Here is a 22,600-nt window from a genome sequence, read left to right on the forward strand (position 1 = left end):
GCATCGACTCTGTAACAGCATAAATAGTACCAAAAATAAAGCTTGGCATTCCACTTGCATTATAGGGTGTACAACAAATAAATACGAATTTACATTCGACATACTGACAGTTTGTCGGATACTGATATAAGGCTTATGAGCAAAAACGACCCATTCAACTTCAATCAAACTTTACCGATCATTAACGAAGAAACAGAATTCTTTCCGTTATTGACTCAACAAGATGAAGATGAATTACGGAATGCAGAGATTCCAGAATCCCTACCAATATTACCCTTACGTAATACCGTTCTATTTCCGGGTGTAGTTATTCCAATTACCGTAGGAAGGGACAAGTCCATCAAATTAGTAAAAGATGCCTACAAAGGCGATCGTACTATTGCAGTGGTATCCCAAAAAGACATGAATGTGGAAGACCCTACTTTTGATCAATTGAATAAAGTAGGTACTGTAGCACATATCATCAAAATCCTTCAGATGCCTGATGGAAATACCACGGTTATTATACAAGGGAAACAACGTGTAAGATTGAAGGAATTACTTCAATCAGAACCCTATTTAATTGCTAGTGTAGAGAAATTTCCTGAGGAAAAACCTAAAACGAAGAGTCGGGAGTTTAAGGCTTTGATTTCTTCTGTTAAGGAATTGGCTTTACAGATCATTCAGCTTTCTCCAAACTTACCTAGTGAGGCGGCAATTGCAATTAAAAACATTGAAAGCCCAACCTTCTTAGTGAATTTCATATCATCCAATTTATCGCTTGAATTAGAACAGAAACAAGATTTATTGGAAACACGTGATTTTGTAAAACGCACGAAGCAATTGTTAGAACATCTAACAACCGAAATCCAAATGTTGGAACTGAAAAATCAAATCCAGAATAAAGTAAGGGTTGATTTGGATAAACAACAACGCGATTACTTTTTAAGCCAACAATTAAAAACTATTCAAGAAGAATTAGGTGGTAGTACCCCTGACTTGGAATTGGAAGAACTTAAAAAGCGTGCTCGATCTAAGAAATGGCCAGAGGATGTTAGTAAGCATTTCCAAAAAGAAATTGAAAAATTAGCACGCATTAACCCTGCGGCTGCCGATTACTCTGTTCAATTAAATTATTTAGAGTTATTGTTAGACCTTCCATGGGGAGAATACAGTAAGGATAATTTTGATCTTCATCGTGCTGAGAAAGTATTGAATAAAGATCACTATGGCTTGGAAAAAGTTAAGCAACGTATTGTTGAGTATTTGGCGGTATTAAAGCTTAAAAATGACATGAAGGCACCTATCCTATGTTTGGTGGGTCCTCCGGGAGTTGGTAAAACATCCTTAGGCAAGTCTATTTCGAAGGCTTTAGGTCGTAAATACACGCGTATGGCATTAGGTGGTATTCGAGATGAGGCAGAGATTCGTGGTCACCGTAAGACTTATATAGGTGCAATGCCTGGCCGTATTATTCAATCCTTAAAGAAAGCTGGAACATCCAACCCTGTATTTGTATTGGATGAGATTGATAAAATAGGTTCTGACTTTAAAGGTGATCCGTCATCGGCTTTATTAGAGGTTTTGGATCCGGAACAAAACACTCACTTCTACGATCATTATGTAGAAATGGAATATGATCTTTCAAAGGTGATGTTTATTGCGACAGCGAATTCCCTAAGTGGTATACAGCCTGCTTTGCTTGACCGTATGGAAATCATCGAGGTAAATGGTTACACCATAGAGGAAAAGATCGAGATTGCAAAAAAACACTTGTTGCCAAAACAGCGTGAGATGCACGGTATTCAAGCAAAAGATATCTCACTAAAGCCCAAGATGATCGAAAAGATTATCGAAGAATATACTCGCGAATCTGGAGTACGTGGATTGGAGAAAAAGATTGGTTCTATTGTTCGGGGTATTGCTACACGAATTGTCATGGAAAAAGAATATGACACCAATCTTTCCGCAGAAGATATTGAAAACATCTTAGGTGCACCAATATTCGACAAGGATCTTTATGAGCATAACGAAACAGCAGGTGTAGTTACTGGCTTAGCATGGACATCAGTAGGTGGTGATATCTTATTTATTGAATCCAGCTTAAGTCCTGGTAAAGGTAAATTATCCTTGACCGGTAATTTAGGTGATGTCATGAAGGAATCAGCTTTGATTGCTATGGCTTATTTAAAATCACATGCTGAGGAATTTGGAATAGATTATGAAGCTTTTGATCAGTGGGATGTCAATATTCACGTTCCAGCTGGTGCTACTCCAAAAGATGGTCCTTCTGCAGGTATCACCATGTTAACCGCCTTAGCCTCTTTATTTACCCAAAGGAAGGTAAAACAAAAATTAGCTATGACAGGTGAAATTACTTTAAGGGGCAAAGTATTGCCAGTAGGTGGTATCAAAGAAAAGATATTAGCGGCAAAACGTGCTAATATTAAGGACATCATTTTGTGTAAAGCGAATCAAAAAGATATTTTAGAGATCAAAGAAGATTACATTAAGGATCTTACTTTCCATTATGTTACAGAAATGAAGGAAGTTATTCAATTAGCGCTTTTGGATCATAAAGTAGCCAATCCAAAAGATTTGGTTCGGAATAAGTCGAAAGAAACCCAATAATATTGTATAAAAAATATGCGCAGTAAAATTACTGCGCATATTTATTTTATGAAATAATCAATAAAAAGCCCTATTTCTTTATTATTTTAAAAATACCTTAGATTGGGTATTGCAAATCTCATAAAACACTGTTAAATTAGTGTATATTAAAACAAGCTTACATATTAAATGTTCTTAACATTAATTATGTGCCCAATTAGAATACCTATTGAATAATAACTAAAACACCATTGTAAACAAACATTGCCCACCTACTACGTTTAGTAAATAAATAATCATTCCACTAAAACTGGACGTTTCTCCCACAGAAAGTCCAGTTTTGATTTTTTAGGGCGGTTCATTTATTAATTCAAACAATAAGGCTTATTTTTGCGGCCATGGCAGCCACGGAAAAGCAAATCCGATTTATTAAACGGGCAATAACCTCTCCCCTGTTGATTTATATTATCCGATGTTTAATCGGTTTTATGATCGGTTATTTACTGTATCTACAATACCGTCAGTTTGAAGTTTTCTGGGCTTTACTTTCTATAATCTTAGTGATTTCTCCTGAAGAAAAGGATTCTAAAAGATTATCCATTGAGCGCTTTAAATCTAATTTTGTCGGTTCAATGGTCGCCATGGGTTGTGTCTGGCTATTACCAAAAGAAGTTTACTCCATAGTAATAGGAATCGTTATCACGATTATTCTATGTCGGGCATTGAATATTCTAAACATGGCTAGGGTGGCCATTGTTGCGCTGTTGATCATCATGATCGAACCGCATCACACTGCCTTGACCTTCACGCCCATTTATAGAGCTTTGGCAGTAGGGCTAGGATGTTTTATTGGTCTAGCAATTGTTATTGTCACTTCAGGTATTATCCATTTTATGAAGGAGCGTTATGATATGAAAGCGGAATAGCTTGAACTGCTCAATTTTAATCCAAACACGAGCTTAATAAGTTCAACTCCAGAATAGATTAGGCATAAAACCTCATCCTAAATCCTTATTTTTGTAATAATGATCGAACTTTATACAGACGGAGCATCAAGCGGTAACCCCGGTCCTGGTGGTTATGGCACTATATTACGAGCAATTTATCAAGGATCAAATCCAGAATTTCAAGGAAAACTTTTAGAGAAGGAATTCTCTGGTGGATTTCGTAAGACCACGAATAACCGCATGGAATTATTGGCTGTAATCATAGGATTGGAAGCTTTAAAGAACCTCAATCAACAAGTAACTATATTTTCGGACTCCAAATATGTCATCGATGCCATTGATAAACGATGGGTCTTTGGATGGATGCAGAAAGGATTTCAGGGAAAGAAAAACAAGGATTTGTGGTTAAGATTGATGAACCTATACAAATTGCATAAGATCAAATTAGTCTGGGTCAAAGGACATGCAGGCCATCCACTGAATGAGCGTTGCGATCAGCTAGCTGTAAAAGCCTCTAAAGACAAAGCCAACTGGAAAATAGACTCGGTCTTTGAAGTAGAAGAACAAAAAGGTCTAGATATTTAATGCGTTAAATCAAGCCAAGCCTTAGGTAGATGGCGAGTAATATCACTAGCGACCAAAGCAATTTCAGATAGTTCATATGCGGCTAAATCAGCCGCATGACCATGTATGTACACACCTAGTATTGTAGCATCTGTACTGGACATCCCTTGTGCTAGTAAGCCAACTAAAATACCGGTCAATGTATCTCCGGAACCTGCAGTAGCCATTCCCGGATTCCCGGTACTATTAAAATAAACAGATCCATCAGGGCAGACAATTGCTGTATGAGCCCCTTTTATCAAAACAATGAGTTGATGTTCTTGGGTAAACTCTTTTGCTTTTACCAGCTTTTCCTCATCGCTGTGCCATTCCCCAATGAGACGACTTAGCTCTTTCGGATGTGGTGATAGGATAGTTCCCTTTGGTAAATAGGATAGCCATAATGGATTTTTAGCTAAGATATTTAAAGCATCTGCATCCAAAACTAATGCTTGCTCTTGATCTAAAGATTGAAGAAATAAGCCAAAGCCGCGTATCGTTTCTTCATCTTGTCCCATTCCTACACCTACAGCTACAGCTTGATAGGTTTTAGGAAGATTAAAATCTCGTAAAACCTCCTCTCCAGAATCTGGTATGATCATAGCCTCTGGATGAGCAGTTTGAACAATTAACTGTCCACATTGAGGAATCATAACATCAAGCAATCCGCATCCTGAACGCATAGCTGCTTTACTGCACAACAATGGCGCTCCAATCTTACCTAGGCTACCTCCAACGATTAATGCATGACCATACGTTCCTTTATGACTGAATTTGGATCTTGGTATTATACGTTCTTGGGCATCCTCCCTTTCCAAATAATAATTTTGCGTCTCCATAGACTGTATAGCTTCCTGATCTAAGCCAATGGAAACTATTCGAAAAGCAGGTGCATATTTTGCATTTTCGGGCATCAGAAGGCTCCATTTAGGAAGCTCAAATGTGTAGACCTTATCTGCTTGTACACACGGACTATCCATAGGAAGAGATGAATCACTAGCTAATCCAGAAGGCATATCAATCGATAATACCGTTCCTTGAAAGGAATTAATACGATCAATCAAGGATTTCCAAGAGCTATCCAATTCCTTCCTTAATCCAAAACCAAAGAGGCAATCAATAACAAATCCATGTTCCGGCAGAATAATTTCATCATTCAGACTGAATGGAAGAATATGAGCGAGCTCCTTTTGACTAACAAGATTATCAGGAGAATATTCTGCAGATTGTAACAAATAAACTAATGGCTTAGCCCCCAATTGCTGGAGCAGCTTTGCTATTTGCAATCCATCGGCACCGTTATTTCCTTTTCCACAAACAAAAACTAAAGGATCCTTTAGGAGTTCAGTATAATCCTCAAGCATAGCAATTAATGCTGCTGAAGAAGCCCTTTTAGTTAAATCTAAAGAATTAACACCTTCCTTATTGATCGTTTGCTGATCAACCAAATGCAATTGATTGGGTGTAAGTATTTTCTTCATAGTTCGTGTGGGAAAGAAACCAATTGGCCTAATAAAAAAGAGAGGCAGACCTCTCTTTCAATAAATTTTAGTACTCTATTTCGATTAATGACCTCAAAGGGATCAATATTCCATGTTTTATCTGAATATAACGTTCTGTTAGTGACCAGACGGTAGTTTCAATACGTTTAGGGCCATCCTCTGTATTAAAAACAATAGAGGTTTTGGATTTAAACTCATTTCCCAATCGTAATGCATTTTGCAATTTGGACATAAATTGCGCGGATTTATCAATTTCGGCGGGGACAAATTTAAATTTATCAACGTCTTCTTTCGGTATTAAAGTTCCAATCATGGTAATTCGTGTTTATAAGCTAACGTTAAATTAGCCATTTCTGTATATTTAGACAAGATTTTCGCATAGAACATTAAGAGAATATTAATTTAGTTACATTCGCATTATATGAACGTAGAACAAGGGATTTTCCAAATGGACTATTGGATGAACTTCACCCAATGTTATCCGAACGGACAAATCAAATTTAGTGAGTTAAATAATCTCCTTCAGTTAACAGCTAGTGAGCATGCAGAAAACATCGGATTTGGCTATCGAACCATGCTGAAAGCCAAACAATCCTGGGTATTGAGCCGGATGCTCATCGAGGTGGATTCCTTACCCCGATACATGGAGAAGATTACTATCCGCACTTGGATTCAAGAATTTACAGGATCCAGAACCTTACGTAACTTTGAAGTGTTACAACACGACCAAGTCTTAGTGCGTGCTTCTAGTTTATGGGTGGTGTTCAATATGGCCACTCGCCGAGCGGATAAAATAGCAATCGATTCCCAATACCACGATATTCTTTCTGACCGATCCAGTACACATGCTTCAGTTGCCAAAGTAGATGGCTCCATCCCTTTTCATACCATTGCAGAGTATAGAATTAAATTATCAGACCTTGATATTGTCAATCATGCCAACAACGTCAAATACATGGAATGGTGCTTTGATGCGATGGACCCTAAAATCATCTTAAATGGCAGTATAAAATCTTTGGAGATGAACTTCTTGAAAGAACTCAAGTATAATGATGTGGTATTGATTAATGAAAGTGAAAAATCCGAAGATACCGTCACGTACAACGTCCAAAAAGAAGATAAGATTCATTTCCTCATGAAACTGGGATTAAGATAAGTCATCAAATATTCAGTTCTTGAATCGAAAACTGGTAAAACATAAAAAAGGAGAGCGAAAAGCTCTCCTTTTTTATGAATTTGTTTTGTTTATAAGGCCCAAGCCTTATCTCCTTTTTTGTATGGATAATTCCCATCATATTTTCCAGGAATCTTAACAAAACGCAATGCTTGCTTCATACCGATTTCAGAGGTAAAGAATCCTGTTAAAGTCAATTGCTTTAACATGGTAAAGAAGTGATTAGGATCTTCTTCTTTTTTGTTCTTTTGGTATTCTTTAGCTTCTTTATCGTAATTATTTACGAATTGCAACTTTTCTTCTGCTGACAATTCATTAAATCCTTTTTTGAATTCCTTTTTCGCACGGTCATCGACAGCATTGAAACCTTCAATAAAGGCCTTTTGGTCTTTCTCGTCGTAACAATCGCGAATCATCACTGGAATAAAATCGCCTACGCCAGCTTCTTTAGCACCTGGGGTTGAAGTTTTTGGTAGGATAGCTTCCGCTAGATCCCCAAGGAATACCGGTGCATCCCCCTCAAAAAGGGAAGCTACATCCTTAGATGCTGGTCTGGTACATCCTTGTAAGAACAAATTACCACCAATTACCGAACCACCAACGATAAAAGCTACATTTCTTAATGCTTCTCTTCTATTCATGATCGCTTAATTTATAATGTATAATTAATTTCCCAACCTGCTGGATATTGACGCTTCACGAATTGATTCACGACATCAAAGTTGGTTACACGCATGTTATCATTATCCCATAATAGCTTCAAGCTACGTCCTGGATATTTACCGTCAATTTTCAAGTCTGCTCCACGGATAGCTAAGTTTGCCATCAATAGGGCTTCAGTTAATGGACCTGAAATTTCAAATGGTGCAGAAACTTCTTTCTTTCCATACCCTGCTAGACAGGCTTCTACCCATTGGGCATAGTGTCCGCCTTCGCCATTTGGTACTCGAGCATATTTCTGCTCTACTTGTTCTACTCGCGTGGTTGGCAATAAACGTGGTATTCTACCATAAGTATCTGCCAGGATCTTTCCTTTTGAACCTACTAATAGGATACCATTTCCTCCATCACCAAAAATCTCATTAGCTCCTAATTCTTCAGGACGCGCCGGTTGAATACCACCGTCCATCCAATGTAAGGTAATAGGTCCACTTGTACGATCAGTTTTTGGGAAGGTCATGGTTGCATGACTCGATGGTGGACAACTTTCAGGGAAATATCCACGTTTAAATTCATCCACATAAACTGAACCTACAGAAGCTTGAACATCTTGTACATAGGTTAGGCCCAATACAGAGAACGGCACTTCTAATAAGTGACAACCCATATCGCCTAATGCACCAGTACCATAATCCCACCAGCCGCGCCAGTTAAAAGGCACTAATTTTTCGACATAGTCTTTACGAGGTGCTGTACCTAGCCATAAGTCCCAAGCCAATTCTTTAGGCACTGGAGCCGGTTGATTAGGCCATGAAATACCTTGCGGCCATACAGGTCTGTCTGTCCAGCAATATACGGTATGTACATCGCCAATTAAACCCGCTTCAAACCATTCGCGGATTAAACGAGGACCATCATTAGACGCCCCTTGGTTACCCATTTGTGTCACTACCTTATATTTCTTCGCAGCAGCAGTTAATACGCGAGCTTCCCAGACATCATGTGTCAAAGGCTTCTGCACATACACATGTTTGCCTAATTGCATCGCTGGTAAAGCATGCAATGCGTGGTTATGATCAGGTCCGGAAACAGATACCGCATCAATATGCTTGTGCTCCTTATCCAACATTTCACGGAAATCCTTGTAATATTTTGCTTTTGGAAAACGCTTTACGGAGTTTGCAGCGCGACGGTCATCCACATCACACAGGTAAGCAATTTCAGCCTTACCGCTTTTGTAGAATTCATTAATATCGCTCTCCCCTTTACCTCCTACACCTATTCCAGCAACAACTAGCTTATCGCTTGGTGCTACAAAACCAGTACCCCCTAAAACATGTCTAGGAACAATACTGATTCCTGCAGCTGCAATAGCCGAATTTTTAATAAACGTTCTTCTAGAATTTGAATTACTCATCTTATTCTGTTTAGTTGATTATAAATTACCTTTCTTCAATTCGCTTACAGCATAATCTACAGCACGTGCTGTCAATGCCATATAGGTCAATGAAGGGTTAACACAGCCCGCAGAAGTCATACTTGCACCATCGGTTACAAATACGTTCTTCGCATCCCATACCTGATTGTGTTTATTCAATACAGATGATTTTGGATCATGCCCCATTCGGGCAGTACCCATTTCATGGATACCCATACCGAAGTTATAACCATTATCATAGGTGTAAACATCTTTCACGCCGATAGACTCAAGCATTTCTTTCATCTCTTCTGTCATATCTTTACGCATTTTCTGCTCATTATCCTTGATTTCCATATCCATGGAAAGCACCGGTAATCCCCATTTATCCTTAACGGTTTTATCAAGGAAAATACGGTTTTCATGGTATGGCAAGATTTCACCAAATGCCGTAAATCCAACATTCCAGTTACCAGGTTCACACATCGCATCCTTCCAGTCACCACCTACGGACATTTCGGCAATTTCTCCAGACCAACGACCACGAGTACCAGACCCTTGATAACCAAACCCACGAACGTAATCACGCTTCTTGGTATCATCCGCTACGTTTACAAACCTAGGCACATATAAACCTGTTGGTCTACGCCCAAAAATATATTTATCTTCAAATCCTTCTACGCGACCTCCAGCACCTAAGCGGAAATGGTGATCCATCGCATTATGACCAAGCTCACCAGAACTACTTCCCAATCCACCTTCCCAAACGTCGGTAGCTGAATTCATCAGAACCCAAGTCGAGTTGAATGCAGATGCACAAACAAAGATTACCTTAGCGAAAAACTCATATGTTTTATTTGTTTCTGCATCAATAATCTCTACACCTTTAGCTTTTTGCGTGTCTTTATCGTAAATAATCTTGGTAACAATAGAGAATGGTCTCAATGTCAGGTTACCCGTCTTCATTGCTGGCGGCAATGTGGAAGACTGCGTACTGAAATAACCACCAAAATCACATCCTAACCAACATTGGTTTTGGTATTGACAATTGATACGGCCCGTATGCGGTTTAGTAATGTTGGCTGTACGTCCCATGATAAAGTGACGTTTTCCACCATATTGTTTCTTTAGACGTTCAGCAAGATCCTTTTCCACCACATTAAAATCCATGGCTGGTTGAAAATCGCCATCCGGCAATACTGACAAACCATCGCGGTTACCAGAGATTCCTGCCCATTTCTCAACATAGCTGTACCAAGGCGCTATTTCTGCATAGCGAATTGGCCAGTCGACGCCATGACCATCCTTTAAGTTGGCTTCAAAGTCCAAATCACCTAAACGGTAACTCTGACGTCCCCACATTAAGGAACGGCCACCAACATGATAACCACGGAACCAATCAAAGCGCTTGACTTCAGTATAAGGACTCTCCTTCTCGTTTACCCAAAAGTCTAAATTCTTTTCATTTAATGGATAATCACGTTTCAATACCGGATAATCAGCCTCCATCTGCTTGGTTCTACCTCCACGATGTGGGTATTCCCAAGTATTCTTTTGTGCATGATAATCTTTAATATGCTCAACGTTTCTTCCACGTTCTAACATAATTGTCTTCAAGCCCTTCTCTGTAAGTTCTTTGGCTGCCCAACCACCACTGATACCAGAGCCGATAACAATTGCATCATATACATTATTATCTACCATTTTTGTTTGTTTTAAATAGTTTCAGATTGATTTTTCACGTTTTCCTTTTTGAAGAAAACCATGAATATAAAGAAGACTGCCAAGGCAATTCCCGCTGGTACTAACCAGATGTTTTGCCAGTATTGGGCTAAGTCGTTTCCTTTCAAATTAATATACATTTCACTCACCTGACCTGCAACGATGAAACCAATCAATTGGCCAACACCATAAGTTGCCAAGGTCACTAAGCCTTGTGCTGAACTCTTATATTCCTTACCAGCCTTTGAATCGGTATAGATCTGTCCTGAAACAAAGAAAAAGTCATAACAGATACCGTGCAATGCAATACCCAGAATCAACATAAAAGTTAACTCGCCTGCATTTCCGTACGCAAATAACACATAGCGCAGTACCCAACATAGCATCCCCAATAAAATGGTATTCTTAAAACCAAAACGGGTAAAGAAAATAGGTAAAAGTAATAGACACAGCGCTTCTGATATTTGTCCTATGGTCATCTTACCAGTCGCATTTTCCAATCCAATTTCAGTAAGGAAAGGATTCGCATATTGGTAATAAAAAGCCAATGGAATACAGATTAAAATGGAACAAATAAAGAAAACCAAGAAATTACGGTCTTTCAATAAATTAATAGCATCTAAACCTAAAATCTTTCCAATACTTTCCTTCCCAGTGTTCTCGGTTGATTTTACTGGAGGTGTTTTAGGTAAGGTGAAACTGAAAACCCCTAGAATTAAGGAAGCAATAGCTGCCATCATAAAGGTATTACGTAATAAGCCTTCTTGTATACCTGCATCGGAGTCCCACTTGAATAGATAAGAAATGGATAATCCGGCTACAATCCAACCAATCGTTCCAAACATTCGGATTACAGAGAATTCCTTTTCCGGATCCTTCATTTGACGGAAAGAGATGGAGTTCACCAAAGAAAGGGTTGGCATGTAAAGAACCATGTAGCCCAATACATAAGGATAGAAATTGGCTACCGCATCACTGCTGTGTAATTTCCACATCAGGACAGCACCTACGAGGTGCAAGACCCCTAAAATACGCTCAGCATTGAAATACCGATCGGCAATCAAACCGATGATAAATGGTGCAATGATGGCTCCCCAAGATTGGGTAGAAAAAACCATGGAAATTTCTGGTCCATCTGCTTTCAAGGTGTTCCCTAGGAAAGTACCCAAGGTTACAAACCATGCTCCCCAGATAAAAAACTCCAGGAACATCATGAAAGATAGTTTAAACTTATTGGTTGATGACATTGATAAAGGTTTATAAGGTAATTTAATTAAAGTTAAAAATAATCAGGCAACATCAAAACTTGATAACGAATTTGTTTCAATACTAAAACCCTTTAGCTTTAGAATGAATCTACTTCTCTATAGGCCTGTACTAAGGCATTCTCCCCTTCTTTGCCCGATTTTGACATACCATGTTCCATTCCTACAACACCTTTGTATCCTTTTGAATGTAACCATTTAAAAACGTTTTTATAGTTTACTTCTCCGGTGGTAGGTTCTTTACGTCCTGGATTATCACCTACTTGGATGTAAGCAATTTCTGACCAGCATAGGTTCATATTATGAATTAAATTACCCTCATTTTTCTGCTGATGGTAAGCATCGAACAATATTTTACAGGACGGACTATTTACTGCCTTACAGATTTCATAAGTCTGATCAGAGAATCGTAGGAAAAGATCAGGCGTATCACTCAACGGCTCAAGAACCATGGTAATCCCATGAGGTTCAAAGATTTCAGCTCCACGTCTTAAACCTTCAATTACGTTAGCTGTTTGAATTCCAATAGGTAAGTTTCTAGCATAATCACCAGGCACAACAGTTACCCATTTCGCATGACAACGTTTGGCAATCTCTACCGAATCACGACAACCTTTCAAAAATATATCCACAAAATCTTGCTTTCCAGCCGCCAAACTATTGGCACCGTTTCCACCCTTAGGGACTACAAACACCCCCATACGCATACCTAACTGGGCTAATAGATCACCAATTTTCTTTTGTTCATCAACAGAACGTCCAGGCATTCCATTATCTTCAATACTGCGGAAACCAAGGTCATGCATGTATTTGATTTCATCCAAGAAATTCTTCCCAGCTGATGAGCTAAACATACCTTGATGTGGTGCATAATCTAATTTGAACGGTTGACCAGCAGCACTCTCTTGGGTTGCTGAAGTCTTTTCTGAAGCAGTTAATGGATTTGTCATAAGCGATGCTCCTACTAATAAAGAGCTATTTTTTAAAAAGTCTGAACGTTTCATCGAAGGTTTAGTTTATAATTATGCTGTGTAATTAATTGCTAATTAGGTATTTTTTGAATCCTTTGGAATAAGCCTCTTTTACGACTCCTTCATCCAAATAGATCAAATAAATATCCATTTTATTTTTTTTATTCGCAAATGCGATTGCATCTAGTGGTTTCATCGCCATAAAAACATTATCATAAGCATCAGCATCCATTGCTTTCTTGCTAATGACACTAACAGAAATAATGTTTGATTTCAATGGATACCCTGTTGTAGGATCCATATGGTGCGAGAAGCGATAATTCTTTACAGTACGGTACTTTTCATAGCTACCAGATGTCGTGATAGCCATGTTCTTTAGTTCAACAATGGATTCCTTTACACCTAGCGCCTGCTCCGGCCTTTGCAATAAGACCTTATAGCTCTCCTTTCCTGGCTTGTAACCTTCAGCTCTAATCTCTCCACCAACTTCTACAATGAAGGATTTCACAGCTTTACTTTTGAGAAAATCTGCAAGAACATCTACGGTATAGCCCTGAGCAATCCCATTGAGATCAATCTGCATACCAGGAGTCATTTTGATTAGTTTATTAGCACTCATTTTCAACTTATTCATACCCACTAACTGTAGTGTTTGTAGAATACTGGAAGAATCAGGAATACCAACCGTTTTTTCAGGTCCAAAGCCCCAAAGTGAAACTAATGGCTTTACGGTAATATCAAATAATCCTTTAGATTCTTTATTCACCTGAAAGGATTTTTTAAGAACCTTTTGCATGTGGGGATCCAGATTAATCTGATTATTAGAAGAAAGATTGAAGGAACTAATTTTGGAATCCCTGCGGTAAAGGGACATGGATTTGTCAATAACTTCAAAGATGCTATCGATACTAGCTCGAGTAATAATTGGCGACTTGTGGTAATAGCTTATCGTGTATCCGGTACCTTGTGCTTAACCATACAACTCATACCGCTGTAAAGCAGAAATTGGTTGCTGGGCATACGCCAAGCAACCAATCCATAGGGTTAAGATCAAACAAATAGACCTTAACACGCTATATAAATTTATTCACGTCAATACCTGGTTTAGCTACTGGATATAGTCCATCAGCTCCCGGTACGATCTTAGGCATAGCATCCCAACTGTACAGATCAGGCATTAAGTCGATATTGGACTGCATAGCATCGTTCCATTTAATCACTTTTCCTGTATAACAAGCAATACGGCCAATAATACCAGTTAAGGTACTGTAAGCACCATATTCCGCATTATCAAATTTGTACTCACCATTCGCAATAGCTGCAAAAAGTTCTTTATGTTCTTGTTGGTAAGCATTTGGATTACCTTTAGGATCGTGACGGTAGATTTCTTTACCTTGATGATCCCATAAAACCGCTTGATTACCAGCAGATAAATACACTCTACCTTTAGTAGCTTGGAAGGTTTCATCTACGCGATTAGAGATCCCTTCAAAGTGTCTACATTGGCTATAAACCACCGTACCATCATCATAAGTTAATTCAACAGCAAAGTTATCATAGATTTCTCCATATTCTTTACCTGTACGGTGTGCTCGACTTCCAGTACCTTGGATAGAAACCGGATATTTCCCTTTAATCCAGTTGGCGATATCGATATTATGAACATGTTGCTCAACAATATGATCGCCACATAGCCAATTGAAATAATACCAGTTACGCATCTGGTACTCCATTTCCGTTTGGTTTGGTTTCCGAGGTCTTACCCATACACCACCGGAGTTCCAGTATACCTGTCCAGAAACAACATCACCAATCGCTCCATCATGAATACGTTTAATGGCTTCACGATAGTTCGTTTGGAAACGGCGTTGCAAGCCAACTACTACGTTTAATTTCTTTGCTTTCGCTTCTTTGGCAGCTGCTAAAACACGACGAATACCAGGGATATCTACCGCGACAGGTTTTTCCATGAATACATGTTTACCAGCCTTTACAGCTTCTTCAAAGTGCATAGGACGAAATCCAGGAGGCGTGGTCAAAATGACAACGTCAGCATCCTTAATGGCAGCTTTGTACCCGTCAAAGCCTACATATTTACGGCTATCAGGCACATTGACCTTGTCGCCAAATTTTTCTTTTAATGTTTTGTAGGTATTATCCAAATTATCTTGGAATGCATCTGCCATGGCCACCAATTGAATATTTTGGCCAGAATTGAAGGCATCGAATGTAGCACCGGTCCCACGACCACCACACCCAATCAATGCTACTTTAATGACATCACTGCCAGCAGCAAATACCTGTCCTACGGAACTGCTGGTTATCGCAGCAGCACCCACAAGCGCAGACGAAGATTTGATAAAATCTCTACGTTTTAAACTTTCCATGTTTAAAGATCTAAGTTGAGGTTATTTAAATTTATGAGGTTGATTAAAAATCCTTAATAGGTGCCTGATCATAATATTTCATGATCTCGTCATGACTAGGCTGATTGACCGGTCTTACTAAACGCATGCCCACAAATGGTGCCTCTGGGAACCACCAATTGGACTTAGGGATCTGTGGATCCAATTGTTTCCAAAATGGATCAGACTTCCCTCTGGCAGCCGAACGTAGGTCGATGGCTTCACTTTCAAATGAACCACCACGAACCACATGGGCATATAATTGCGTCGGTACATTTACCGGGTTATTGGCAACTTTTCCTTCAAATTGCTTGTAATAATCTTCTTGGTATTGGTCATAAGTCCATTCTGACACATTCCCCAGGATATCATATAATCCCCAAGGATTGGCCTTCTTGGTTCCTACCTTAGCCGTCTTACCTTCTGCATTGCTTTTAAACACTGCATAATCGCCTAAAGATGCTGCATCATCTCCAAAGAAGTATTCGGTATTGCTACCAGCACGTGCTGCATATTCCCATTCTGCCTCTGTAGGTAAGCGGTAAAAAACACCTGTGCGCACATATAACCATTTACAAAACTGAATAGCATTATAATGGGTCATTGCCAAAGCTGGTTGACCTTCTTTTCCAAAACCAAAAGTCATATCCAAATAGGGCTTGGTTGGACGGGTAACAGCATCTACTTTCGCAGGCACTTGTCCCCCTTCGGATTTCGTGATTTCAAAATCTTTATAAAGAAACGGTTCAAATAAATTCCAGGTAACTTCATAGGTACCCATCCAAAATGGGTCAATTTTTACTTTATGTACAGGCTTTTCATCCGCCTGAGCCGATTTTGCAGAGCCCATATTAAACTCACCAGCCGGAATTGCCTCCATCGTGAATTCTAAACTTGTGCCATCTATTTTCTGTGTGTAACGTTCATGCTTTGTCTGCGCATGTGAAATTTGAATTCCTGCCAATAAAGCAAAGAATAGTACTGTCTTCATAGTATGTGACGCTAATCCTTAAAATATAAAATACTCAGTTTTAGATTGATTAAATTGCAATAAAGATAAAGAATCTCGCAATTTTATTAATAACATTAGTGTTACAGAATGAAATTAATTAAAATTTGATACCAGAAGTAAGTACTCAAAAGTCCTAATGGAATACTCAATCCAATAATGCTGTTTCCTAATTTCGCATTCAGTTTAAACTGGTTGATCACAATGCTGGTTGCCACCAAAGAGGGCATCGCCATTTCAAAAATAGAGATACTCATAATCATCCCCTTACCTCCTATCAACAACGCCAAACCAAAAACCAGCAAAGGACCTAAAATAAGCTTGTATAAGAGCGCGTAAATCAAATTTGGCACTTCGTTACGTTGGATACCAAAATGAAGCTGTAGACCTATGGAAAATAAGGCTATGGGCGAAACTGTGGCACCAAGGATACCAAAGAACTCATCCAGCGGAGTCAAATCGATCAACTTCGGGATAATCAAAGCCAAAATACAACCGATTAAGGGTGGAAAAGAAAATACCCGACGAAGGATAAAACTAAATGGAATATGCTTTTGTGGTTTCAGCGAACCTTTCAGGGCGATGACTACCCCAATTGTCGATAAGAGAAAAAAGGTACTTTGATCACTCACAATTCCTATCGGCAATTGCTCAACACCAAAATAAGCGGTAATTAATGGGAAACCAACGAAAGAGGTATTGCTTAAACCAGCCACTAACATCAACGTATTGGTGGTCCTTTGCGAAAGCTTCATCCACTTCCCTATGAAATAAAAGAAGGCCATACTGCCCAAAAGGACTAAAAAGGGAGCAAGCATGGTAAAAAGAAGGCTGTTGTCCCATTGCAGCTTAGGTAAAAATCGAAAGGATATTGCAGGTAAACCAAAATACAATACCCAAGCATTCAATGCTTTGTAGCCATCTTTGGCTACCCAATTCATGCGTCGGCTAAGAACTCCTGCTGCTAAGCAGAAAAGAATGAGAATAAAATTGGACAAACTATAAGATCTTTATCAAATGAAACAAAAATGACACTTGATGGGTTTAATGGGACAAAGTTATTACTATTTTTGAGCTCTTTTTAAAATTTAGAACTATTGTTTTTCGAGTGAGGCTATTTTACACACTATTACTATCTATTTTAATACCGTACATCCTGCAGGCTCAAGTGACCGAAATCGCTGAGAAGATCAAGGAAAGTCCTATTATCCTTGAATTTGAAGTGGAGAATGGCGGTATCTTACAACAAAAAGGGCTGAAAAACACCACCTATGAAGGTGCTTATTACAATGGCTTAAATTTTAAAATCGGTTGGAAACAAAGAGCCAAAAAGGATCAATATTATCAAGTCTACAACTATCCAACCTACGGTATAGGTTTATACTCCAGTACCTTCAATACCGATATTATCGGAAGTCCATTTGCTATCTATGGTTTTGTCCAAACTCCCATATCTCCTAAAGAAAACAGTCGATGGGGATACGATTATCGCATTGGCCTAGGTTTATCTGGAAATTTTAAACCTTATAACGAAGAACAAAACCCATTAAATTTAGTCATTGGCTCTAAAAACAATGTTTTTATTGACTTAGGAATCCGAGCACAATATAAATTAACCGATCATTGGAAAATTGGCGCAGGATTAGCCTTTCACCATTTCTCGAATGGTGCTATGCGACTACCCAATAAAGGTGTAAACCTTGTTCCAGCAACCTTATCGGTGAATTATCAGTTCAACCCTGATGTTAAAATCATTAGAGATTCTGTCCTGGAACCTTACAGCAAAAAGATATACTACCATGTCAATTATGGTGTTGGCTTCAAGCAACTAAGAGACGATTTAGATCATCGATTTTTCAAAACAACCTTGAGTGCTTATGCTAGCCGGCATCTGTCCTATAAATGGCGACTAGGTGGAGGACTCGACCTTTTCTATTCCTCCTCAGGAAATGATCAAGAAATTGCTGGTGATAAAACTGGAGAAATAGGATCCAAATTATCTGGAGGTCCATCCCTATACATTGCCCATATCTTAAATGAACGCTTGGTCCTAAATGGAAATGTGGGTTATTACATCCATAACCAACGCTTTAACGGAGAAATCCGTAAATTCTTCTTACGCGCTGGTGCTCGCTATTATGTGTATAAAAACATTAATGCCGGAGTTTCTATCAAAGCACATATGGGAAAAGCGGATTTCATCGAGTGGACTGTCGGCTACACCTTCAACCGCGATCCTAAATAAAGAAGATTAAATTATTCTCACCAACAAGCTTGCCTTATAATTCATTAAGGTTTACTTCGTATATACCTTGTATCAAGCTTGGGTTTGCTTCGATACTCTAAGGGAATTTCTAAGGATATTATATGGATTTTCTTCGGATCTCGTTCGCTTCTAACCGAACGAGATCCGAAGGAGTTCCGAACGAGTTCCGAAGGAGATCCGAAGGAGTGTCGAAGCAAACCCCTGTGAAACCCTAGCTATACCCCTGCTCAACCCTAAGAAAACAGGCTGTTGAATACCAGATATTAGAGCGAAACTTCTTAGTTATTTCAATTAGAAATCTCTTCTTTTAGGATTGCTCTCTTCTCTAAAATATATATGAATTCATAATAGTTATAGGGCTTGCCCGGAACATTTAGTTTAAAATCAGAAGCAAAAAACAACGCAATAAGAAAATAAACTAACGAGATAAGAAATTTGTACTGCCGCCTATTTGGAAAGATTCTAAATAGAATTAATTTTGAAAAATAAATTAACTAATCAATCACTTACTTGCTTTAAAATGCATTACAAAACAGCCAAACGATGGTTTAATTGGCATAAATGGACAAGCTTAATCTGTACGGTTTTCCTCCTACTATTGTGTCTTACGGGTCTACCCTTAATTTTTCATGAAGAAATCGAACATGCTCTTATGGATATCCATATGGATGAGCACCCTAATGAGCAGAAACTGAGTCAAGATGAATTAATCAGAATTGCGGAAGAAAGGAATCCAGGAAAAAAGGTTAGGTATGCCTTTTGGGATTACGATGAGCATCCCAATCAAGTATTATTTGATTTGACCAGACATCCAGACGATGACTTTGAAAAAAGCCAATATGTCTTAATGAATGAATTTAATGGAAAAGTACTTATCGAGCCTAAAAACGAAGGTTTTCTATACATCATGTTACGTTTACATACGGATATGTTCGCAGGAATACCGGGTAAGCTTTTTATGGGTTTGATGGGGATCTTATTCCTCATTTCCATTGTATCAGGGGTTGTGTTATATGGGCCCATCATGAAGAATTTTGAATTTGGGATGGTTCGTAAACACAAATCCAAGAGACTCAAGTGGCTAGACACACATAACATCGTAGGTATTATCACCTTAGCTTGGCTTGTCGTCGTTGGATTCACGGGAGTAATTAACACCCTTTCAGATGTCGTTATTGGGCTATGGCAGCAAGGGCAATTGGCTGAAATGACCGCTCCATATAAAGATTTGCCAGCCATTAAAACTAAATACAGCTCAGTTGATCAAGCTCTAAAAATTTCAGAAGAGAAGGATCCTTCTATGAAAGTGGTATTAGTAGCCTTTCCGGGCACTATGTTTTCCAGCAAACATCATTATGCGGTTTTTATGCGAGGAACAACAGAAATGACATCAAAGCTTTTAAAACCGGTATTAATAGATGCTGAAAAAGGAAAATTCACGGATGCCAGACCTATGCCCTGGTATGTGAATGCCCTCTTTTTAAGTCAACCTTTACATTTTGGCGATTACGGCGGACTACCCTTGAAAATTATCTGGACAATTTTTGACCTCGCATCTATTGTTATTTTAATTACCGGAGTTTACCTCTGGCTGGCAAGACGAAAAGCAAAACTTCAATTTAAAGAAAAAAGCCCCCTAGAAAATGAACTTAAAGAAATTTAAACAAGTCTGGGGAATGCCCATACTTTTAGGAATAATCTCTTTGTTTGGCTTAATCGCCGCATTAGCTGGAACTGAGATTATTTGGGATGCACTAAGTTGGATTTCTCTAGGCATTCCGCTGATAATTCTATTTTATAAATATTTCAAAACCAAACACACATCGTGAAAATTAAAATAACCTTATTCTTTGTTTTAGCTCTTCAATTGAGCTATGCACAACAAGCAGAAATCACTACTGCAGACACCTTAAAAACAAAAAAAATAGATGAAGTACAGATCCGAACATTCATAAAAAAGGATAGTGAATTCAGCAATAAAATGCCTTTACGTGCCATTGAAAACCCACAGGTATATTCTACTATCGATAAGATCTTTCTACAAAACCAACAGGTATACACTGTGGACGATGGCTACCGTAACATTCCTGGTCTTCAAAAGCTATGGAACTCCACACATCGAGCCGGAGATGGGGGCACCTATCTTTCCCTACGCGGATTCCTTATTAATAATCCATTGAGAAATGGCCTGATCGCACCAGTTACTTCTAATATAGATGCGATTAATCTGGAGAAACTTGAAGTGTTAAAAGGCCCCTCTGCTACCTTGTTTGGTAGTAATGCAGGGTCATATGGAGGCGTTATAAATCGGGTTACCAAACAACCCTTCGACAGTTTAGCCACGCAGATCTCCATCATTGGTGGAAATAACAATTACTATAGAGGACAAATCGATTTTAATAGCCCAATCAGCAAAAACAATTCCTTATTGTTCCGATTAAATGCGGCGTATACAAATGAAGGTCTATTTCAGAAACCGGATGCTAAAAACAGCTATTTAGCAATTGCCCCTTCCCTCACCTATCAAGCAAATGAAAAACTAAAATTGGCATTTGATTACGAAGCTTATGCCAATAAAGCACAGCCTGAACAATTGTTCTTTTACCTGAGTCCGCAGCTTGGCGCAAATAACATGAAAGAATTATATAAGCTATTAGGGGTCGACTACCGTCAATCGTATACGGGTGATGGCTTATATACCACAGCAAACATTCACAATGTTTTTGGCCACATGACATATGACATTTCTGATCGAATTAAATCAAATACACACATTAATAATTCCATTTCCTCATCAAAAGGTTACAACCCCTATTTTTCTCTGGCACCAAAAGGAATGTTTAGCGGAAACCAAGCGGATACAGAAATTGGAATTGCCCGTGGGGATCAATCTACAGAGTACAGCAAACAGAATATCTTCCAAGTCCAGCAAAACTTTAATCTCGACTATCAGTGGGGATCAGTCCAAAACCGCACGGTATTGGGCTTTGACTATATGCGTTTGGACAATGACCTACATTTTATCTCTACAATATTTGATTGGCAGCCCTTAAAAAATGGAGATTACAGCTCCATGAATGCTACTGCTATTACGAACATTTATGAAACGCTAAAAAACAAACCAGGTTACGATTTTGACAAAATGAATAGATGGAACCAGATTGGAATCAAGAATACCTATAGCGCATACGTATCAAATGTTATTAGCCCAATAGCAAATTTGAACATCTTAACCGCGCTTCGATATGAAAGTAATCAAGCAGATAAATCTACTCTCGGAACAAATGAGGTGCAAGGTTATACCCAATCGGCATGGTCCCCTAAGTTAGGTGCAACTTATGAATTCATAAAAGATAAATTATCAGTTTTTGGAAATTTCCAAAACAGCTTCAAGAGCAATGGTTATTATGTATCGGATAACTTAGGCAACACCAAATTATCAGATCCGGAAACGGCCAATCAGTTTGAGGGTGGAATAAAATCCATTCTGTTCGCTGATCGCTTAAGTGCCACCATAAACTATTACCATATTCAAGTAAAAAACACACTATTGAATACCGGCGCCCTTGTACCTAACACGACCATTGCTATTCAAGATCAAACTGGAAAACTTAGGAGCACAGGGGTCGAGCTAGAAATAAACGCGTACCTGGTTAAAGGATTTTCAGTTTTAGGTGGGTTATCCTATAATGACAGCAAATACTTGAAAGCAGCAGCGAATGTGGAAGGTAGAAGACCAAATATCGCAGCAGCACCCTTTCAGGCAAACTTTTATGCTAGCTACCTGTTCTCGACTGGTAAATTAAATGGTCTAGGTTTTGGAATCGGAGGAAACTATGCAAGTGACAATAAAATTATGAACGAATGGAATGCTGTGACTTCATCAGAAAACATATTCATTCTACCTAAGTATTTCATTGTAAATGCTAATGCTTATTACGAAACTCGTCATTACCGCTTTGGAATTAAATTAGATAACTTAACGAATCAGAAGTCTTGGATTGGTTATACAACAGCCAATCCTCAGAAGCTGATGAATGGACTTGCAACAGTAACTTATAAATTTTAAT

The 22,600-nt window shown here is 38.7% G+C and carries 18 protein-coding genes; 7 read left to right on the forward strand and 11 right to left on the reverse strand.

Going from position 1 to position 22,600, the window contains the following annotated elements; all coding sequences use genetic code 11:
• Positions 1 to 135 precede the first annotated feature (135 nt).
• From lon to ACP6L2_RS07330, 3 genes are all read left to right on the forward strand, one after another.
• Complete coding sequence (gene lon, locus ACP6L2_RS07320) at positions 136 to 2,610, forward strand: endopeptidase La (protein WP_440508603.1); 2,475 nt, start codon at positions 136 to 138, stop codon at positions 2,608 to 2,610.
• A 377-nt stretch (positions 2,611 to 2,987) separates the two neighbouring features.
• A complete protein-coding gene (locus ACP6L2_RS07325; RefSeq protein WP_440508604.1) occupies positions 2,988 to 3,515 on the forward strand; it encodes an FUSC family protein in 528 nt (175 codons plus the stop codon).
• A 99-nt stretch (positions 3,516 to 3,614) separates the two neighbouring features.
• Complete coding sequence (locus tag ACP6L2_RS07330) at positions 3,615 to 4,121, forward strand: ribonuclease H family protein (RefSeq protein WP_440508605.1); 507 nt, start codon at positions 3,615 to 3,617, stop codon at positions 4,119 to 4,121.
• Here the strand turns inward: ACP6L2_RS07330 and ACP6L2_RS07335 are convergent.
• Together ACP6L2_RS07335 and ACP6L2_RS07340 are read right to left on the reverse strand one after the other, a co-directional pair.
• The gene (locus ACP6L2_RS07335) at positions 4,118 to 5,620 is read right to left on the reverse strand and encodes an NAD(P)H-hydrate dehydratase (protein ID WP_440508606.1); all 1,503 of its coding nucleotides are present in this window, start codon (positions 5,618 to 5,620) and stop codon (positions 4,118 to 4,120) included. The two genes, ACP6L2_RS07330 and ACP6L2_RS07335, sit on opposite strands and share 4 nt — an antisense overlap.
• Positions 5,621 to 5,687: 67 nt before the next feature.
• The gene (locus ACP6L2_RS07340) at positions 5,688 to 5,954 is read right to left on the reverse strand and encodes a hypothetical protein (RefSeq protein WP_344673810.1); all 267 of its coding nucleotides are present in this window, start codon (positions 5,952 to 5,954) and stop codon (positions 5,688 to 5,690) included.
• 108 nt (positions 5,955 to 6,062) lie between these two features.
• On the opposite strand from ACP6L2_RS07340, the gene ACP6L2_RS07345 reads away from it, so the two are divergent.
• Complete coding sequence (locus ACP6L2_RS07345) at positions 6,063 to 6,797, forward strand: acyl-[acyl-carrier-protein] thioesterase (protein ID WP_440508607.1); 735 nt, start codon at positions 6,063 to 6,065, stop codon at positions 6,795 to 6,797.
• 89 nt (positions 6,798 to 6,886) lie between these two features.
• Here ACP6L2_RS07345 and ACP6L2_RS07350 read toward each other — a convergent pair whose 3' ends face one another.
• The 9 genes from ACP6L2_RS07350 to ACP6L2_RS07390 form a co-directional block, all read right to left on the reverse strand.
• Positions 6,887 to 7,456, reverse strand: a complete 570-nt coding sequence (locus ACP6L2_RS07350; RefSeq protein WP_440508608.1) for a gluconate 2-dehydrogenase subunit 3 family protein — start codon at positions 7,454 to 7,456, stop codon at positions 6,887 to 6,889.
• 11 nt (positions 7,457 to 7,467) lie between these two features.
• Positions 7,468 to 8,892, reverse strand: coding sequence for a Gfo/Idh/MocA family protein (locus ACP6L2_RS07355; RefSeq protein WP_440508609.1), 1,425 nt, complete (start codon positions 8,890 to 8,892; stop codon positions 7,468 to 7,470).
• Positions 8,893 to 8,910: 18 nt separating this feature from the next.
• The gene (locus ACP6L2_RS07360) at positions 8,911 to 10,596 is read right to left on the reverse strand and encodes a GMC oxidoreductase (protein WP_440508610.1); all 1,686 of its coding nucleotides are present in this window, start codon (positions 10,594 to 10,596) and stop codon (positions 8,911 to 8,913) included.
• A gap of 11 nt (positions 10,597 to 10,607) precedes the next feature.
• The gene (locus ACP6L2_RS07365) at positions 10,608 to 11,861 is read right to left on the reverse strand and encodes a nucleoside permease (protein WP_440508611.1); all 1,254 of its coding nucleotides are present in this window, start codon (positions 11,859 to 11,861) and stop codon (positions 10,608 to 10,610) included.
• 98 nt (positions 11,862 to 11,959) lie between these two features.
• Positions 11,960 to 12,883, reverse strand: coding sequence for a hydroxypyruvate isomerase family protein (locus ACP6L2_RS07370; RefSeq protein ID WP_440508612.1), 924 nt, complete (start codon positions 12,881 to 12,883; stop codon positions 11,960 to 11,962).
• Between the two features lie 31 nt (positions 12,884 to 12,914).
• Positions 12,915 to 13,799 carry an FAD:protein FMN transferase gene (locus tag ACP6L2_RS07375; protein ID WP_440508685.1) on the reverse strand — a complete coding sequence of 295 codons (885 nt, stop codon included), beginning with the start codon at positions 13,797 to 13,799 and terminating at the stop codon, positions 12,915 to 12,917.
• Positions 13,800 to 13,923: 124 nt separating this feature from the next.
• Positions 13,924 to 15,237 (reverse strand): Gfo/Idh/MocA family oxidoreductase, encoded by a 1,314-nt coding sequence (locus ACP6L2_RS07380; protein ID WP_440508613.1) that lies wholly within the window; start codon positions 15,235 to 15,237, stop codon positions 13,924 to 13,926.
• A 43-nt stretch (positions 15,238 to 15,280) separates the two neighbouring features.
• Entirely contained in the window at positions 15,281 to 16,246 is a 966-nt protein-coding gene (locus tag ACP6L2_RS07385; RefSeq protein ID WP_440508614.1) for a formylglycine-generating enzyme family protein, read from the reverse strand.
• 101 nt (positions 16,247 to 16,347) lie between these two features.
• On the reverse strand, positions 16,348 to 17,262 hold the full coding sequence (locus ACP6L2_RS07390) for an AEC family transporter (RefSeq protein WP_440508615.1): 915 nt from the start codon (positions 17,260 to 17,262) through the stop codon (positions 16,348 to 16,350).
• Between the two features lie 110 nt (positions 17,263 to 17,372).
• Between ACP6L2_RS07390 and ACP6L2_RS07395 the strand changes: the two genes are divergently transcribed.
• The 3 genes from ACP6L2_RS07395 (at position 17,373) to ACP6L2_RS07405 (ending at position 22,599) form a co-directional block, all read left to right on the forward strand.
• Positions 17,373 to 18,509 (forward strand): acyloxyacyl hydrolase, encoded by a 1,137-nt coding sequence (locus tag ACP6L2_RS07395; protein WP_440508616.1) that lies wholly within the window; start codon positions 17,373 to 17,375, stop codon positions 18,507 to 18,509.
• Between the two features lie 541 nt (positions 18,510 to 19,050).
• The gene (locus ACP6L2_RS07400) at positions 19,051 to 20,193 is read left to right on the forward strand and encodes a PepSY-associated TM helix domain-containing protein (protein WP_440508617.1); all 1,143 of its coding nucleotides are present in this window, start codon (positions 19,051 to 19,053) and stop codon (positions 20,191 to 20,193) included.
• A 162-nt stretch (positions 20,194 to 20,355) separates the two neighbouring features.
• Entirely contained in the window at positions 20,356 to 22,599 is a 2,244-nt protein-coding gene (locus ACP6L2_RS07405) for a TonB-dependent siderophore receptor (protein WP_440508618.1), read from the forward strand.
• Position 22,600: the final 1 nt, after the last annotated feature.

The sequence above is a fragment of the Sphingobacterium lactis genome (assembly GCF_051951495.1).
GTDB classification, from domain to species: domain Bacteria; phylum Bacteroidota; class Bacteroidia; order Sphingobacteriales; family Sphingobacteriaceae; genus Sphingobacterium; species Sphingobacterium lactis_A.

Bases quoted from the DNA above. Each gene is read 5' to 3' on its own strand.
- ACP6L2_RS07355 (WP_440508609.1), bottom strand. From the start codon at position 8,892: ATGAGTAATTCAAATTCTAGAAGAACGTTTATTAAAAATTCGGCTATT.
- ACP6L2_RS07340 (WP_344673810.1), bottom strand. From the start codon at position 5,954: ATGATTGGAACTTTAATACCGAAAGAAGACGTTGATAAATTTAAATTT.
- ACP6L2_RS07330 (WP_440508605.1), top strand. From the start codon at position 3,615: ATGATCGAACTTTATACAGACGGAGCATCAAGCGGTAACCCCGGTCCT.
- ACP6L2_RS07360 (WP_440508610.1), bottom strand. From the start codon at position 10,596: ATGGTAGATAATAATGTATATGATGCAATTGTTATCGGCTCTGGTATC.
- ACP6L2_RS07350 (WP_440508608.1), bottom strand. From the start codon at position 7,456: ATGAATAGAAGAGAAGCATTAAGAAATGTAGCTTTTATCGTTGGTGGT.
- ACP6L2_RS07380 (WP_440508613.1), bottom strand. From the start codon at position 15,237: ATGGAAAGTTTAAAACGTAGAGATTTTATCAAATCTTCGTCTGCGCTT.
- ACP6L2_RS07385 (WP_440508614.1), bottom strand. From the start codon at position 16,246: ATGAAGACAGTACTATTCTTTGCTTTATTGGCAGGAATTCAAATTTCA.
- ACP6L2_RS07400 (WP_440508617.1), top strand. From the start codon at position 19,051: ATGCATTACAAAACAGCCAAACGATGGTTTAATTGGCATAAATGGACA.
- lon (WP_440508603.1), top strand. From the start codon at position 136: ATGAGCAAAAACGACCCATTCAACTTCAATCAAACTTTACCGATCATT.
- ACP6L2_RS07345 (WP_440508607.1), top strand. From the start codon at position 6,063: ATGAACGTAGAACAAGGGATTTTCCAAATGGACTATTGGATGAACTTC.
- ACP6L2_RS07325 (WP_440508604.1), top strand. From the start codon at position 2,988: ATGGCAGCCACGGAAAAGCAAATCCGATTTATTAAACGGGCAATAACC.
- ACP6L2_RS07365 (WP_440508611.1), bottom strand. From the start codon at position 11,861: ATGTCATCAACCAATAAGTTTAAACTATCTTTCATGATGTTCCTGGAG.
- ACP6L2_RS07335 (WP_440508606.1), bottom strand. From the start codon at position 5,620: ATGAAGAAAATACTTACACCCAATCAATTGCATTTGGTTGATCAGCAA.
- ACP6L2_RS07370 (WP_440508612.1), bottom strand. From the start codon at position 12,883: ATGAAACGTTCAGACTTTTTAAAAAATAGCTCTTTATTAGTAGGAGCA.